14 protein-coding genes and 1 pseudogene are annotated in these 15,143 nt (G+C 60.4%); 7 read left to right on the top strand and 8 right to left on the bottom strand.

Annotation, left to right across the window (positions count from 1 at the left end):
- The first annotated feature begins 9 nt into the window (after positions 1 to 9).
- The 6 genes and pseudogenes from E9677_RS10800 to E9677_RS25535 all read left to right on the top strand — a co-directional run.
- Positions 10 to 753, top strand: a complete 744-nt coding sequence (locus E9677_RS10800) for a 4-hydroxy-tetrahydrodipicolinate reductase (protein ID WP_136558077.1) — start codon at positions 10 to 12, stop codon at positions 751 to 753.
- A gap of 23 nt (positions 754 to 776) precedes the next feature.
- Positions 777 to 1,694: a 4-hydroxy-tetrahydrodipicolinate synthase gene (gene dapA / locus E9677_RS10795; RefSeq protein WP_136558076.1), complete on the top strand. Its 918-nt coding sequence runs from the start codon at positions 777 to 779 to the stop codon at positions 1,692 to 1,694.
- A 192-nt stretch (positions 1,695 to 1,886) separates the two neighbouring features.
- A complete protein-coding gene (locus E9677_RS10790; protein WP_136558075.1) occupies positions 1,887 to 2,552 on the top strand; it encodes an amino acid ABC transporter permease in 666 nt (221 codons plus the stop codon).
- Between the two features lie 12 nt (positions 2,553 to 2,564).
- Positions 2,565 to 3,344, top strand: coding sequence for an amino acid ABC transporter ATP-binding protein (locus E9677_RS10785; protein ID WP_408014707.1), 780 nt, complete (start codon positions 2,565 to 2,567; stop codon positions 3,342 to 3,344).
- 8 nt (positions 3,345 to 3,352) lie between these two features.
- Positions 3,353 to 4,432: a saccharopine dehydrogenase C-terminal domain-containing protein gene (locus E9677_RS10780; RefSeq protein ID WP_136558074.1), complete on the top strand. Its 1,080-nt coding sequence runs from the start codon at positions 3,353 to 3,355 to the stop codon at positions 4,430 to 4,432.
- A gap of 710 nt (positions 4,433 to 5,142) precedes the next feature.
- Positions 5,143 to 5,298: pseudogene (locus tag E9677_RS25535) on the top strand (XRE family transcriptional regulator); the annotation flags it as partial.
- 193 nt (positions 5,299 to 5,491) lie between these two features.
- On the opposite strand, the gene E9677_RS10765 reads toward E9677_RS25535, so the two are convergent.
- On the bottom strand, positions 5,492 to 6,178 hold the full coding sequence (locus tag E9677_RS10765; RefSeq protein WP_136558073.1) for a phosphoribosyltransferase: 687 nt from the start codon (positions 6,176 to 6,178) through the stop codon (positions 5,492 to 5,494).
- A gap of 190 nt (positions 6,179 to 6,368) precedes the next feature.
- Here E9677_RS10765 and E9677_RS10760 point away from each other — a divergent pair, with 190 nt between their 5' ends.
- Positions 6,369 to 7,541: a M20 aminoacylase family protein gene (locus tag E9677_RS10760; protein ID WP_136558072.1), complete on the top strand. Its 1,173-nt coding sequence runs from the start codon at positions 6,369 to 6,371 to the stop codon at positions 7,539 to 7,541.
- A gap of 18 nt (positions 7,542 to 7,559) precedes the next feature.
- Here E9677_RS10760 and E9677_RS10755 read toward each other — a convergent pair whose 3' ends face one another.
- From E9677_RS10755 to E9677_RS10725, 7 genes are all read right to left on the bottom strand, one after another.
- Entirely contained in the window at positions 7,560 to 9,320 is a 1,761-nt protein-coding gene (locus tag E9677_RS10755; protein WP_136558071.1) for an adenine deaminase, read from the bottom strand.
- A gap of 23 nt (positions 9,321 to 9,343) precedes the next feature.
- Positions 9,344 to 10,267, bottom strand: a complete 924-nt coding sequence (locus E9677_RS10750; RefSeq protein ID WP_136558070.1) for a nucleoside hydrolase — start codon at positions 10,265 to 10,267, stop codon at positions 9,344 to 9,346.
- Between the two features lie 6 nt (positions 10,268 to 10,273).
- Entirely contained in the window at positions 10,274 to 11,299 is a 1,026-nt protein-coding gene (locus E9677_RS10745; protein WP_136558069.1) for an ABC transporter ATP-binding protein, read from the bottom strand.
- Positions 11,292 to 12,071, bottom strand: coding sequence for an ABC transporter permease (locus E9677_RS10740; RefSeq protein WP_136558068.1), 780 nt, complete (start codon positions 12,069 to 12,071; stop codon positions 11,292 to 11,294). The genes E9677_RS10745 and E9677_RS10740 overlap by 8 nt, the downstream gene beginning before the upstream one ends.
- A complete protein-coding gene (locus tag E9677_RS10735; RefSeq protein WP_136558067.1) occupies positions 12,068 to 12,895 on the bottom strand; it encodes an ABC transporter permease in 828 nt (275 codons plus the stop codon). The genes E9677_RS10740 and E9677_RS10735 overlap by 4 nt, the downstream gene beginning before the upstream one ends.
- A 109-nt stretch (positions 12,896 to 13,004) precedes the next feature.
- The gene (locus tag E9677_RS10730) at positions 13,005 to 14,027 is read right to left on the bottom strand and encodes an ABC transporter substrate-binding protein (protein WP_136558066.1); all 1,023 of its coding nucleotides are present in this window, start codon (positions 14,025 to 14,027) and stop codon (positions 13,005 to 13,007) included.
- Positions 14,024 to 15,100 (bottom strand): LacI family DNA-binding transcriptional regulator, encoded by a 1,077-nt coding sequence (locus tag E9677_RS10725; RefSeq protein ID WP_136558145.1) that lies wholly within the window; start codon positions 15,098 to 15,100, stop codon positions 14,024 to 14,026. Before E9677_RS10725 ends, E9677_RS10730 begins: the two co-directional genes overlap by 4 nt.
- Between the last annotated feature and the right edge of the window lie 43 nt (positions 15,101 to 15,143).

The following is a 15,143-nucleotide window of genomic DNA, read 5'->3' as shown; positions in this document are numbered from 1 at the left end:
AGACGCCATATGCGGATCGCCATTATGGGAGCCTCGGGTCGCGTCGGGACACGGCTTGTCGAATTGATCCTGGCCAATCCGGGCCTGGAACTGGCCGCAGCGCTCGTTCGTCCAGGGTCAAAGCTCATCGGCGTGCCTGTCTCCGGGGGCAGCATCGAATATCGACCGGCCGACGCTGGAATGAACAGCCGTTGCGACGTGATGATCGATTTTTCCAGGCCCGTTGCGAGCCTTCGACTACAGGAAGAGATCGGCTCCAAATCCATTCCGATGGTGATCGGCACGACCGGCTTCACCGTCGAAGAGGACGAGCGGTTGAGCATGTTCAGTCGTCAACGCCCGATCTTGGTCAGCGCGAATTTCGCCCCCGGTTTTGAAGCCTTCAAACGCGCAGCGATCGATTTTGCCAGACGCATGCCAGATGCCGAAGCGGGCATTGGCGAAACCTACCATCGCGCGAAGAAAACCGACCCGTCCGGAACCTCTCTGCTTCTGGCACGCGATGTCTGTGAAGCACGAAGCCGCGTAATGGGTTTCGCCGCACCCCAACCTGCAATCACCGTCAACCGGGTGGGAGATACGGTAGGCATCAATGAGGTGCGCTTTCAGATGGGCGCAGCGGAAGCCGTCCTGACCTACCGCGTCCAAACGCTCACAGCCTATGCCGCAGGTGCAATCACTGCGGCGCAATGGCTGGTTTCCATCCCTCGCCCCGCAGGCCGCTACAGCTTGGCGGACAGCTTGAACGACTGACGACAACAACGAGGAATATGACCATGCAGGCCCTTGCACAACGTTTCAACGGCGTCTTCACCGCCCTCATCACTCCTTTCAAGGATGGAGGGGTCGACTACGCAGCCTATGATGCTCTGGTCGAGCGCCAGATCGAGGCCGGCATCGCAGGTCTTGTACCCGTCGGGACGACGGGAGAGGCTGCGACGCTGTCCGACGATGAAGCCGATGCGCTGATCGCGCGGACCGTAAGGCTTGTGGCAGGCCAAGCTTTGGTGATGGCCGGTGCCGGTGCCAATGACACGTCCAAAACGATCGACAAAGTCAAGCGGGCCGAACAGGCGGGTGCGGACGCAGTCCTGATCGTCACGCCCTATTACAACAAGCCGACCCAGGCCGGCCTCCTTGCCCATTATGGTGCAGCCGCGCAAGCGACGTCTCTGCCGGTCATGCTCTACTCCGTCCCGGGCCGCTGCGGCGTGGAAATTTCGCCAGAGACCTGTGCCGCTTTGATTGAAAGGCATGACAACATCATCGCCATCAAGGAGGCCGGCGGATCGGCCGCACGTGTCACCCAATTGCGTAGCGCCTGTGGGGACCGGCTGATCATTCATTCCGGCGACGATGGGCTCACCTTGCCCTTCCTGTCGCTCGGGGCTGTCGGTGTCACAAGCGTTGTCGCCAATGTCGCGCCGCGCGAAATGGTGCAACTGGTGGAAGCCTGGAGGCGCGGCGATACGGCGCGTGCACTCGCACTGCATGAACTGATTTCCGAACTGACCGACAGCATGTTCATCGAATCGAACCCGGGACCTGTCAAAGCGGCACTGGCATTGTCCAATCTCGCCGGACCCGAGATGCGCCTGCCCATGGTTCCGGTTTCACAGGCAAACCGCGAACGGATCGCTGGTATCCTCGGCCGATTTACCTCGGCATCGGCCGCCTTCCAAGAAATGCGCTAAGCAGCGACGTCAGCTTTGCATTGTCGGCTTGGGACAGACGTAAGACTATTGATCGCATCGGAATTCGTCCCATCCGCAAACAATTCGATGGAACAAGGGAACAAGAATGACCAACAGGATTGACGAAGACAGGTGTCCCCAATGCGGTTGTCGACCGCCCTGCGGTACCGACGCGGCAGTGGGAGGTGACCGATGACCTACAGCTGGGATTTTCATTCCGTATGGCAGTATTGGGATCTCTTCCTCTGGGGGTTGTGGATCACCGTCCTTTATACCTTCGGCTCGATCTTCTTTGGCGTGCTGATCGGTTTTCTCACCTGCGCCGCGCGCCTTTCAGGTTGGAAGGTTCTTTCTGCCACCGCCCGTGTCTATCAGGAGATCTTCCGCTGCACGCCGCTGCTGGTTCAGCTGCTGTGGTTCTACTACGCCTTTCCGCTGCTGGTCGGCGGCTCGATAGACAATCGTGTCGCAGCCATGCTCACGCTGTCACTCTATGCCGGCGCCTTCTACGCGGAAATCTTTCGCGGCGGGATCGTATCGATCGATAGAGGCCAGCGCGAAGCGGCAGCCGCGATCGGCATGAGCCCCTGGCAGTCCATGAGCCGGATCATCCTCCCCCAGGCCATGAAACGTGTGCTGCCATCCTTCATCAACCAGTCGGTCATCCAGTTCAAGAACACCTCGCTGGTATCAGTCATATCGGTCGCTGATCTCGCCTACATGGCCGCAGTGGTGAACGGCCAGACCTATCGTCCGCTTGAATCATACACCCTCATGGCCGGGCTCTACATCGCCATGCTGCTGCCGCTCACTCAGGCCGCAGACTGGATCGAACGGCGTCTCAGGGTCAGCGACTAAAGGAACGGATGCATGCAAATGATACAGAACTCCAACACAAGACCGTCGGTCATCGAAGCGTCGGGACTGCGCAAGAGTTACGGGACGCTCGAGGTCCTGAAAGGGCTCGATCTCAGCCTTGAGCGTGGTGAAGTGGTCGCTTTGATCGGTCCTTCAGGATCGGGCAAGTCGACTTTCATCCGTTGTCTCAACATGATGGAAATCCCGACAGCGGGCACCATCCGCTTTCGCCAAAAATCGGTGGGGGAGCGGTTCCGGGACCGAGGTGATGAAATTGGCATCGGAACGCTGCGTCGGCATGTCGGCATGGTATTCCAGCACTTCAATCTTTTTCCCCACAAAACCGTGCTGCAGAATGTCACAGAAGGTCCAATCGTCGTCTGCCGGCGCCCCAGACGCGAGGCCGAGGAACGGGCCATGGACCTGCTTGCCCAGGTCGGCCTCGCCGAAAAGCATTCGGCCTACCCTAACCATCTGTCGGGCGGGCAGAAGCAGCGTGTGGCGATCGCCAGGGCCTTGGCAATGGAACCCGAAGTGCTTTTGCTGGACGAGGTCACCAGTGCGCTCGACCCGGAGCTGGTGGGAGAAGTCCTGAGTGTCATTCGGGGGCTTGCCGACAAGGGAATGACAATGGCCATTGTCACCCATGAAATGGCGTTTGCTGCCGATGTCGCGAGCCGTGTGCTCTTTCTCGACCAGGGTGTCATTGCTGAAACCGGCACAGCGGAGGAAGTGATCCTCAACCCACAGAATCCGCGCCTGCAAGGCTTCGTCGCTCGGTTCAAGAATTGAGGGCCGTGATGACGCCACTGAAAGTCACGATCTTCGGCGCCGGCAAGATCGGCATGGCGCTGGCGGCGACACTGGCAGAAAGCCAGGAATTCGTGGTCGAAGTGGTCGATCACTCCGAACAAGCACTTGACCAGCTTCGTGCAATGAAGATCGATGTTTCCGGACGCCGCCTTCGTCATACAGACGAATTGCAGGCCATGCTGTCCGGGCGCGATGTCGCTGTTGCGTGTGTCCCAGACAGTGCGTTGAAGACAGTCGCAAACGCGGCTGCGCAGGCTGATGTACACTTCCTCGACTTCAGTGGTACTCGGCCGGAAACGCGAGACATTCTCCGCGCGCGCTCCACCCGACGTGCGATCTTCCACGGCTGTGGCGTTTCGCCGGGCTTGATCGGCAACATCGCTTGGAATCTTCTGAAAAGGAGCTCGCCAGTGACGGATCTGGTCCTTCGCGTCGGCGCGGTTCCGCGTTACCCCACAAATCGTCTGGGCTACGGGCAGATCTGGAATGTCGATGGATTAATTGACGAGTATACGCGTCCGAGTGCGGCGATACGTGACGGCAAGTCCGTTACCTTGTCACCGCTCGAAGACCACCGGGCGCTCACCATTGATGGCATCGACTATGAAGAGTTCAACACGTCCGGCGGCATCGAGGACCTCTCGATCTTTTCCGAGTTCTCGCCAAGAAACGTCACATTCAAGACGATCCGCTATCCCGGCCACCTCGAATACATGCGCTTCCTCCTTGACGACCTCGGACTTCGTTCTCGTCGGGACATGATGCGATCCCTGCTTTGCAATGGCCTTCCGATCATCGACGACGACGTTCTCTTGCTGATGGTCACTGCATGTGGCCGTCGCGGTAGGCAGCCAACACAATCAACGGCTTGTCATCGTTTTGTACCTACGCAGAAGAACGGGACATTCAACGCCCTGACATCGGTTGCAACGGGTTACGCAGCCACCTTGCTTTCCCTATTGCAGCAGGGAAAAATCGAACCCGCAGGATTCATCGACCATCACCGTTTAGACACCGAAACCCTCCTGCGTAGTGCGTATCTGAAACCCCTTGTAAGTACCCGCTAAGCGCTGCTGATCGAAGCTCGGCGTCACCTCTCGCGCACGAGCAGGAATAGGACCACTTTAATGGGTTGTATAGATTACGAAAACGCATCTAGCGCCCCCTTGAAGGGATCAATAAATGCGTCTTACGCTCCAAATAAACTTCGGCAGCGAGTGGCATCACGCCGCGACCCTGGACCTCAAGGAAAACGTTGCCGGCTTTCAGGGCACGTCAATCCCCGATACGATCTCAACTGTTTCGTCAATGTAGCAGCGACTGAGTTCGCGTCAGGAAAAACCATCCGCAACCTGCACGCCGTGCCAGTCCGCTATCCCGTCGAACTCGAAAACCGATACAGGCGCAGCTGGCCGCCATCCTTCTGATCATATGCCCCAGCGGCATGCAACGCGGAAGCTCGCCGATCATTTGGGCCTTGCCGGGAGGCGTGCCAGAGAGGGGATCCTCCCCTCAACACGTTGGGCCATGATGGGGACGACGGTCGTGACCATCTGCTGGATTGGGCGCGTATCTGAGCCGAGATTGCATAGCACCCTGATGAGGAAAAGGCCCTGGCGTCTGCGCTCTGTGCATTCGCACACTGCCTGCGGCTTGCACCGGCCATGGCCGAAGATATGGTAGCGTCCCCGCAAGTGATGGAACGCGCAATGGTACGGTGCACCGCTATAACAGACAATGTGTTTGCCACATGCCAATGAAAATGGAGATCGCCTAGATGGCTCGCTGGAAGAGACCTTCGAAAGATGAAGTTCTTGAGAACCGCAGGACGTTGGCTGAACGGGACAGAAACGGTGACCTAAGGCTGCCGGGCGCAGTGGCGGATATTCCAAAAGGTTTTGGTATGATCCAAGGGGAGTTTGCCATGGCGGTCTAGATCAATAGGCGTCAGGTCGGCGAGATCGAAGCGGGCTCAGCCAACGCAACACCGGAGGCAACGACGCGGGGGCACCGCTAATAGCCACCTCTTCGGGAAATGGGTTGGTTCTGAGCCAGAGCCTCGTCTCATTCGCCGACGGCGTCGCAGCACCGTCAGATTTGGTTGCCCAATGACGGGGCCGCAACTTTTACAAGACAGTCGCATGCCACAAACCATCGCCACCCTTGACCAGCATCGGCGTTGAAAACGTGCCGCGCACCCGCTCCGGCCAATGAGCCCCCTCCCCCGCCAAGGTCTTTCGCCAGCGATCCGACTGCAGCATGGCGGCCCCGACAACCACGGGTTCGATGCCCGCAGATTGCAGCAGCGAAAGGCCGGCCCGGATCGAAGCACCGCTCGAAATCACGTCATCGATCAGTACCACGCGGCAGTCCTTCAACAGGGGCAGCATGCGCGGATCGACATAGAGCCGCTTTTCCTGGTCCGGCGTTGTGATCGACGACAGCGGCACCGACAATTCGTCGGAATACCAGAATTTTCGCGATGTTCCGAGCGGCACATACCGGTGATGACCGAGCTTCTGTGCCACCACGGAGGCAAGCGTCAGCCCCAGCGTCGGCAGGCCGACAACGACATCGGGGCGCAGCAAGGACAAGTGTCCGGCGAGATCCTCGGCCAAGGCATCGAGCACCGCGAAACTCGCCTGATTGACGATCAGTGAGGCGAGCGCATGCTGCCCGTCGGACAGCGGGCGGATCGGCAAGCGGATCTGTCGTCCATCGGCAAGCGTCGCCGGATAAAAGCTCGAATGCCCACCAGAAGGGTCAAAACTCGCCGGCGGATGGATCTCCTGCCAGAAATCATGGGGCTGCATGTCATCGTCCTCGAATAAAGCCAGCGTCACGGGCGCCAAAACAAACCCAGACACTACGAAACGGTTCAAATCGCTCGGTTTTCCATCTATACCAAGGGTGTCACCAATGTAACCTTCTCAAGCGCCTGGATGGGTCGCCCACCCCACATTCGGCGCTTCTTTTCCCAGGCTTCCAAGGCACCCAAAACACATGCAGATCAAACCAGATATCGCCGCCGACCTTGAGTTCCTGACGTCGCTTCGTCGCGATCTGCACCAGTATCCCGAGCTCGGCTTCGAGGAGACGCGTACCAGCGCAATCGTCGCCGGACTGCTCGAAGAAGCAGGCATCCAGGTCACCCTTGGCCTCGGTGGCACGGGTGTCGTCGGCACATTGCAGGTGGGCAGTGGGACACGGGTGATCGGCCTGCGCGCCGACATGGATGCGCTGGCCATGCCGGAAATGGCCGATCGCGCACATAAATCCAAGATAGACGGAAAGATGCATGCCTGCGGACACGATGGCCACACGGCACTCCTTCTGGGTGCCGCCCGTCACCTTGCCCGGACCCGCAATTTCTCCGGCACGGTGCATTTCATCTTCCAGCCTGCCGAAGAAGGTCGCGGCGGAGCCCGCCGCATGGTGGAGGATGGGTTGTTCGAAAAATTCCCCTGTGATGCGATTTATGGCCTGCATAATATGCCAGGACTGGATCCGGAGGAGATCGCCGTGGTCGAAGGCCCGCAACTCGCCTCTTCCGACAGCTGGCGCATTACATTCCGCGGCACCGGCACCCATGGCGCCAAGCCACATCTCGGCAAGGATCCGATTACCGCTGCTGGCACATTCCTGTCCTCGCTACAGACCATCGTCGGCCGTGTGATCGATCCGTTGCAGCCGGCGGTCGTCAGCGCCTGTTCAGTGCAGGCCGGCAATCCTGAAGCCCTGAACGTCATCCCTGATACGGTCGATATCGGCGGGACAGCGCGCGCTTATTCAGCCGATGTCCGCGACCAGCTCGAAACCGAAATCGGCCGATTGGCGAAGGGGACGGCAGCCATGTACGGCATTGCGGTGGATTACAATTTCCAGCGCCGCATTCCGCCTGTCGTCAATGATCGAGATGCCACTCGTCGTGCCCTAGCCGCCGCCCGCGCCGTCTTCGGCAACAAGGTCCGCACCACTTTCCCGCCGTCGACCGCGGGCGACGACTTCTCGTTTTTCGCCAACGAGGCGCCCGGCTGCTACGTCTGGCTTGGCAATGGACCGGCCGTGGACGGCGCCCTACACCACAATACGGCCTATGACTTCAACGACGAGGCTATCGGCCCCGGCGTCAGCTTCTGGAGCACGCTGGTCGAACAGGAACTGGCGTCGAGCTGAGTCTTGCTGTCGAGTGCCTCATACGTCTGGCAGGATCGGACTTTCCAACAGCCGGCCAGTGCCGACATCGGCAATGCCGCGGTCGGTCTGGTGCGGGCCGGCATTGCAGGCGAGCGTTGCCCCGAAACAGGCCTTGAACACCAGATAGGGTGGCTGCCAGTCGACGATCCGATCCATAGCCGACCGGATTGCCGAAAAATCGCGTGCAACTTTCTCAAGCGGCGCATCCGAAACGAGGCCGGACAGAGGCAGCGACAGGATGGCATCGATCCGTTGCCCGGAGACCACCGCCATGCCGCCGCCTGCCGCGATCACCGCATTGGCAGCCGTCGCCATATCCTCCGGATCGCTGCCGAACACGGTCAGGTTATGGCTGTCATGAGAAACCGTTGTGGCGAAGGCACCGCGCCAGTGACCCCAATTCTCCAGGAACCCGACCCGGGGTCGGCTGTCTCCGCGCCCGTGGCGATGGGCCACCGCAATCCGTGTTGTCCCTTCCGGGGGCACGACAAACCCCTTCTCAACCCTTGCCTGTCGCTCACCCCATTCGGTAAATCGGGGCCGGTTGATCGTCGCAATCCGCGTGGTTTGCCCCTCCGACGCGACCTGGAAATCACTGGCGGTCAGCGGCTCAATCTTCATCGACTGGGTGAGAGCGGAATGATCTATGGATGCAGGCACCGTCAGCAGATGTCCATTGCGCGCCACGGGCACACCATTGGCGAAGACGAGCCGAGCTTTCAGGTCTGTCAAATCGTCGAAGACGACGATGTCGGCGCGTCGTCCGGCGGCAATCAAACCGAGATCGGGGCGACCGAGCCGCTGGGCAGCATTCAGCGTTGCCGCTCGCAAGGCCCAATTCGGCTTCAACCCATAGCGGACCAGACGGCGCACCACATCATCAAGCCCGCCGCCCTGATACAGGTCGTCGGGGAAGACGTCGTCGGTGCACAACGTCACCGTTTGCGGCAGGTGGCCAAGCCTGTTGAGCGCCTCGACGAAGTCCGGCAGCAGATGATCATGCGAACCGCGCATTTCGATCGTCAGTCCGGCCCTGAGCTTTTCCATCAGGTCGTCGCCGGACACGAGTTCATGATCGGAACTGACACCAGCTGCCATGAAGGCCGCGAGATCGGCATCCTTCAGGCCGCGCGCATGGCCGCAGATCAACTTGCCCGACGCAAGACCGGCCTGAATGATAGCACTCATGCGCGGATCGCGATCAATCACGCCGCGCATGTTCATCACTTCCGCGACGCCACCGACCTCGGGCCAGGTCAGCAGATCAGCGATAACCGAAGCGTCGAAGTCGGCACCGTTCAGTTCGAGGCCCGGTGCCGACGGCACACAGGAGGGCGCAAGCAGGATCATCCTGAGCGGCAGCCCGCGCGCAGCCTCTGCCGCGTAGCGGACACCGGCCACCCCATGCACATTGCCGAATTCATGCGGGTCCCAGACGATGGTCGTCACGCCGCGTGGCAGAACGGCGGCCGTATAACTGGCAGGCGTCACCATCGAGCTTTCGACATGCATATGCGTATCGATCAGTCCGGGTGACAGATAGCCACTATCCGCATCGAAGACCTCACCGGCATCCATCCGACGACCGGTTTCATGAACGCTGGCAATCAGCGGCCCGACCAGACCGATATCGGCTAAGCGACGCTCGCCCGTCACCATGTCGATGAGCGTGCCATTGATGATCAGTCGATCGAAAGCGGCATCTCCCCGAGCAGCGGCCACGGCGCGCGCGCGCAGATCGGCATCGTTCAGATCCATCGGTTCTGTCCCGGTCTGCAACGTCACTTGGCAGCCTCCCAATGCAGAGCAGAACCTACGATCGCCTTGATCGCCGCGGCATCGCAATCGGCCACGAATTCCGCGTTGAAGACCCCATGCGACGATCGGGTCTCGACGATGGTCCGTCCACGGGTCAGACCATTGCCGCATTCCATATCGATCCGAGCCTTTTGCACGGTGACAAGATCGCCGCGAACGAAGGCGGCAGCCGCGACCGCATCATAGAGCGCCATTGCCGGACGACCACGGCTCACCGCGATATCGATGAAACCCGCCAGCATATCGGCAATCAGCGTCGCATTCTGTCCGCCTGCGTTGCGGATCGGAAGAACGTCATCCGGCGTCGCCAATACCTTTCGACAGAGATCGAGATCGACCATGCGCAACGGCAGGCCATGCGCCAGAACGATGGCGACCGCTTCGGGATCGGCAAGCGCATTGAACTCCGCCGATGCCGTGTGATTGCCGCGGGTCAGTCCACCGCCCATCCAGGTCAGGTCATCGATCCGCGCCGCCAGGTCCGGGCGCGCAAGAGCAAGTGCCGCAAGATTGGTCAACGGCCCGAGCGCCAGGATACGGCGCGGCGCGGGTGCTGTTTCAAGCCAGGTACAGAGGGCGGAAAACGCTTCGCCGCCGGGCAGGTCATCGCCCTCGGGAAGCGTCAGGCCAGAGGTCGGGATACCGGTCTCGCCCAGGATTTCCTGGGCCGTCTGCAGCGCACCCATCACGGGTTTTCCCCGTCCGGCATGGGCCGGAAAAGGCCAGCCGAAGGCTTTCGTCGCACCGGCAGTGTTGCGCAATACCTGGTCGAGCGGCGTATTGCCGAACACCAGTGAGACGCCGTCAATCTCGAGACCCGCATGCATGACCACCAGAATGGCGGCAATGTCATCGAACCCCATGTCGCTATCGATCCAGATGCCCATGATCGATCACCCGAATCGGTTGAGCGAAGCGGCGGCGCCCACCGGGAGGTCGAAGGCTATCTCGGCGCCCAGGGCATGGACTGGCATTGCCGCATCCACCTCCGCCTTGATCACGCCGAGCGGCGTCTCCAGAACATATTCACGTGTCCCCCCGGCAAAGGAAACACCACGCACGACCCCCTTCAAGGGCCCTGCCCCCAAGCGGATCGCGCGCGGACGCCAGGCAAGACCCGCCGCCACGGGGAGCTCGCCTGAAAGGATGATGTCGCCGCCCGTCGTGACAAGCTTGCCGTCGCGAATGGCGAAAATGTTCTCGAATCCGACGAAGTCGGCAACAAAATCGGAGACAGGATGATTGTAGATCTCCTGAGGCGTGCCGATCTGCTCGATGGCGCCGCCTTTCATCACCACGATCCGGTCCGCCAGTGCCAAGGCCTCCACCTGGTCATGGGTGACGAAGATCATCGTCACGCCGCTTTCCTTTTGCACGCGCTGCAATTCGGTGCGCATTTCCAGGCGCAGGCGCGCATCGAGATTGGACAAAGGTTCGTCGAGCAGCAACACCTTCGGCTCCATGACCATGGAGCGGGCCAGGGCCACGCGCTGCTGCTGGCCGCCGGACAGTTCGGGGGTCTTGCGGTTGGCGAAGGCGGACAAGCCGACGGACTTCAGCCCTGCCGACACTTTTGCCTCGAGCTCGGCACCGCGCATGCCCTTGAGCTTCAGGCCGAATGCAACATTCTCGAACACCGAGAGATGCGGAAAGAGCGCATAGGATTGGAAAACCAGGCCGACCGCGCGCTTGTTGGCCGGCACCCGGGTGATGTCCACACCGTCGAGATGGATCGTGCCGCCGACCGGGTTCATCAAGCCTGCGATGGAGCGCATGGTTGTCGTCTTGCCGCAGCCGGAAGGACCGAGTAGGGCCAGCAATTCGCCCTTGCGGATATCAAGGTCGAGATCCTTGACGGCGATCGTCTTGCCGTAGGCGAGCGACAGCTTGTCGAGTGTCAGAAAGGATGTGTCAGACATAACGGGAGAACCCCAGAAAACGTTCGGCCGCGAAGACGATGCCGATGGACAGGAAGGCGAGCAGCGAGGAAAGCGCCGCGACTGACGGATCGAAGACGATCTCCATGTATCCGATCATGTCGATCGGCAGCGTTCTGACGCCAGGTCCGGACAGGAACAGGGAAACCGGCACCTGGTTGAAGCTCGTGACGAAACCAAGAATGAAGGCCGACAGGATCCCGCCGCGAATGTTCGGCAGGACCACGCGCAGAAAGGCCCCGAACCGCGAGGAACCGAGAAGCACGGCCGCCTCCTCGATATCGGAGCGCAGGTTGTTGAGGCTCGCGGACACGACCCGAACCGCATAGGGAAGAACCAGCGCGGTATGGGCGAGAAAGAGCGCCAGCGTGATCGACATGCCGGTCGGCACGACGAAATAGCGCAGCAGCGCCAGGCCAACGATGATGCCGGGCACGATGATCGGCGCAGATACGACAGTGCGCACGGTTTCGGCGAAGGGAAGCTTGTAGCGCGACATGGCATAGGAGGCCGGAATGCCGAGCAAGAGGGCTGCAAATGTGCCGCCGATCGCCAGGAACATCGACATCACGAAGCTCTGGCGAAAGCTTTCGATCGTGAACACCTTGAGGATCCACTTGAACGACAAGCCCTGCGGCGGGAAGGCGAGTGTATCGCCGGCCGAAAACGAGGCGGCGACGATGATCAGGAACGGCCCGATCAGGAAGAGCAGCACCAGCGCCAGCGTAACCGGCGCAAACAGTCTCTGGATCATGTCTTGTTCCTCGCCGTTGCGATGCGCTTCAACAGGATGTTGGCGGCAAAACTCATGACGATCAGGATAAAGGCGATGACGCTGGCTGCGACGAAGTTGTTGGCGACCGTCACCTGCTGGTAAAGCAGGGTCTCCAGCATCAGCACCTTGGATCCGCCCAGAATGGCCGGCGTGATATAGGCCGTCATCGAACCCGTGAAGACGAGCGTTCCGCCCACCACCAATCCTTCCCGCGTCAGGGGGAGAATGATCTTCCAGAACACCTGGAACCAGTTCGCCCCGAGCACGCGCGCCGCCGGCACGGCATCCCTTGGCAGGTTTTCGAGCGCGCTGACCAGCGAGATGATCATCAACGGCAGGAAGAGCTGCAGAAGGCCGATGAACACGGCGGTTTCGGTGAACAGAATGCGGAAGGGTTCGTCACTCAAGCCGACGGCCATCAAGGCCTGGTTGACGATGCCGGTGCGCCCCAGAATGACGATCCAGGCATAGGTGCGAGCGACCGGCGAAATCATCAGCGGGAGAACGACCAGCCCGATCATCCGGCCCTTGGCGCCCGGCGGCAGGCTGACAATGGCATAGGCAGCCGCATAGCCGATCACTGCCGCGACCACGGTCACTGTCGCGCCGAGGCGCAGCGTGCGCAGGAAAACCGTCCGGTTCAAAGGTTCGGAGAAGAAGTTCGAATAGGCCGACAGCGTCCAGCTGTCAGCCGAGCGAAAGCCTTCCGACAAGAGCAGGATGACGGGCACGAGAAACACCACGCCGGCAAACACCGCGGCCGGCAGGGCAAGCGCCAGGGCTTCCGCCCGATTGTTGAACATGGGATTTCGCCCTTGTTAGAGAGTGCCGACGGGCCAGTCGGGACGCGGCTTGGAACAGATGTCCGATCGCCGCGTCCCTCGCCTTGGGAGGCATTCGTGTGGCCGGAGATTACTGGCCGACCTTGGTATTCCATTCGGACAGCCAGGCATCGCGATTGTCGAGCGCGACAGCCGATGGGATCAGCTTCAGAGCCTTGGCAGTATCATCGCCATAGGTGAGGTTGTTGGCGACCTCTTCGGAAACCTTGACCTCGCGATTGGCGGGGCTGTCGACCAGCTTTTCGGCAAGCTTGGTCTGGACTTCGGTCGAAAGCCAGAAATCCATGAATTCCAGCGCCAGGTCCTGGTTCTTCGAGCCCTTGGTGACGACCATGACATTCATGCCGCCAGTCTGGCCTTCCTTCGGTGTCGCCCAGCCGAGTGGCAGGTCGAGCTTGGTGAACGGCGCCCAGGAGAACCGGCCGATTGGAGCCGCCCAGATTTCTTCCTGCTGCATCAACTGCACGAGCTGCGAGGATTTCACATAGAAGGTGACGATCTCGTCCTTCTGTGCGCCGACCGCTTCGATCGCCCCCTTCAGATCCGGTGTATCCTTGCCGAGTGCCTGCCCCAGCATATAGAGGGCCGGCGGACCCTGATTGGTGGTCACATTCGGAAACGCGACATGGCCAACATATTCCGGCTTCAGGAGATCAGCCCAGGACTCGATCTTCATCTTGTCGGTCCGGTAGACGATCGATGTTGCGTAGAAGGTGTAGCCAACGCTCATTCCGTCGCCATTCGGATCCTTCGCGATCTCGTAAAGCTTGTCGAAATTGCTGAGCTTGGACGTGTCGATCTTTTCGATCAGATCGCCGCGTGACGCCGAGAGCGCGTCCGCCATGGAGACGACAGCCATATCGACGACCGGGCTTGCCTTGTTGGCTTCGATCTTGGCCAGTCGCTCGACACTGTTGCCGGTTTCAACCACCAGCTTGCAGCCGCATTTGGCTTCGAAGGGATCGTAGACGATTTCCTTGAATTCATCCTGCGCAAAGGCATAGACAGAGATGGTCAGCGTCTTTTCCTGAGCCTGCGCTGCTCCCATGGTCAGCATCAGCGCGGTGGCCGAGGCCAGTAGTGTCTTGGTCATGTGCGTTCTCCTTTTATCGATTTTCTTGGGTCTTCACGGAAAGAAGGTGGAGGCGGCGTCGAGGTCTGACGGACAACCAGCGCCATCGGCACGCTGCTTCGGTCGGCGGCCGCCACGGTGCCCATCGTCGTTCTGGGTATGTCATCGCTATTGCCGGCATCCGCCTCGATCACCCGCACAAGAGCGGAGATGGCAATCTCGGCGATGGCCGCCATGTCCATGCGCACGGTGGTCAGGCTCGGCGTGACGACCGAGGACCAGATGAGATCGTCGAAACCGGTCACGCTGACATCGGCCGGAACAGAAATACCGGCGCTCTGAAGTTCCGTCAGCGCCCGCAGCGCTATAAGATCGGAAACAGCGGCAAAGGCCGTAAATCCTTCTTCGACTTTGGCCTGCAATCCGAGTGGGGAGCCCCGGCCATGACGCTGTTCATGCGCCTCGATCCACAAGACGTCCGCCTCGCCGCCGACAGGCAGAGCCGATTTCATCCCACCGATACGGTCGCCCTGCACATTGGATGCCGGGTTGTTGCCGATCAGCAGGAGCTTGCGATGACCAAGTGACACCAGATGCTGGGCCACCGCCTGCCCACCCTGCCAGTGGTCGGCCGAAACCGTATTGCCAGGCGTGGAGGGACTGTCGATGACGGCCACGGGGCATCCGATATCAGCGATCCGGGTTCCAAGCCGCGGCACGATGACGATGCCGTCGACACCGCGTTCGATAAGGCGGTTGATCGCTTCCGTCTGCATCGAAACGCTACCGCGCGAATCCGCGATCAGCACACCATAGCCGGCACCAGTCGCGGCAAATTCAATTGCTTGGGCAATCTGCGGGAACAGCGGGTTGGCGATATCAGGCAGAACAAGCCCCAGAACCCCACTGCGTCCGGTTCGCAAAGCCCTTCCGATATGGCTCGGCGTATAGCCCAACTCGGTAGCCTTGGCCCTTACACTCTCGATCAATTCCGCCGACACGCGCCCTTTGCCCGACAGCGCATTGGATACGGTGGCAACCGAGACGCCAAGCGCCTTCGCGATATTACCGAGATTGGCACCTGCTCGTTGGATTGCCACTTGCGGTCACCCCGCATGATTAAACGATTAATCATCG

It is taken from the genome of Peteryoungia rhizophila, assembly GCF_004912145.1.
Lineage (GTDB): Bacteria > Pseudomonadota > Alphaproteobacteria > Rhizobiales > Rhizobiaceae > Allorhizobium > Allorhizobium rhizophilum.
Note: the sequence above shows the minus strand (reverse complement) of the source record. Positions and strands in the feature narration are given on the sequence as shown.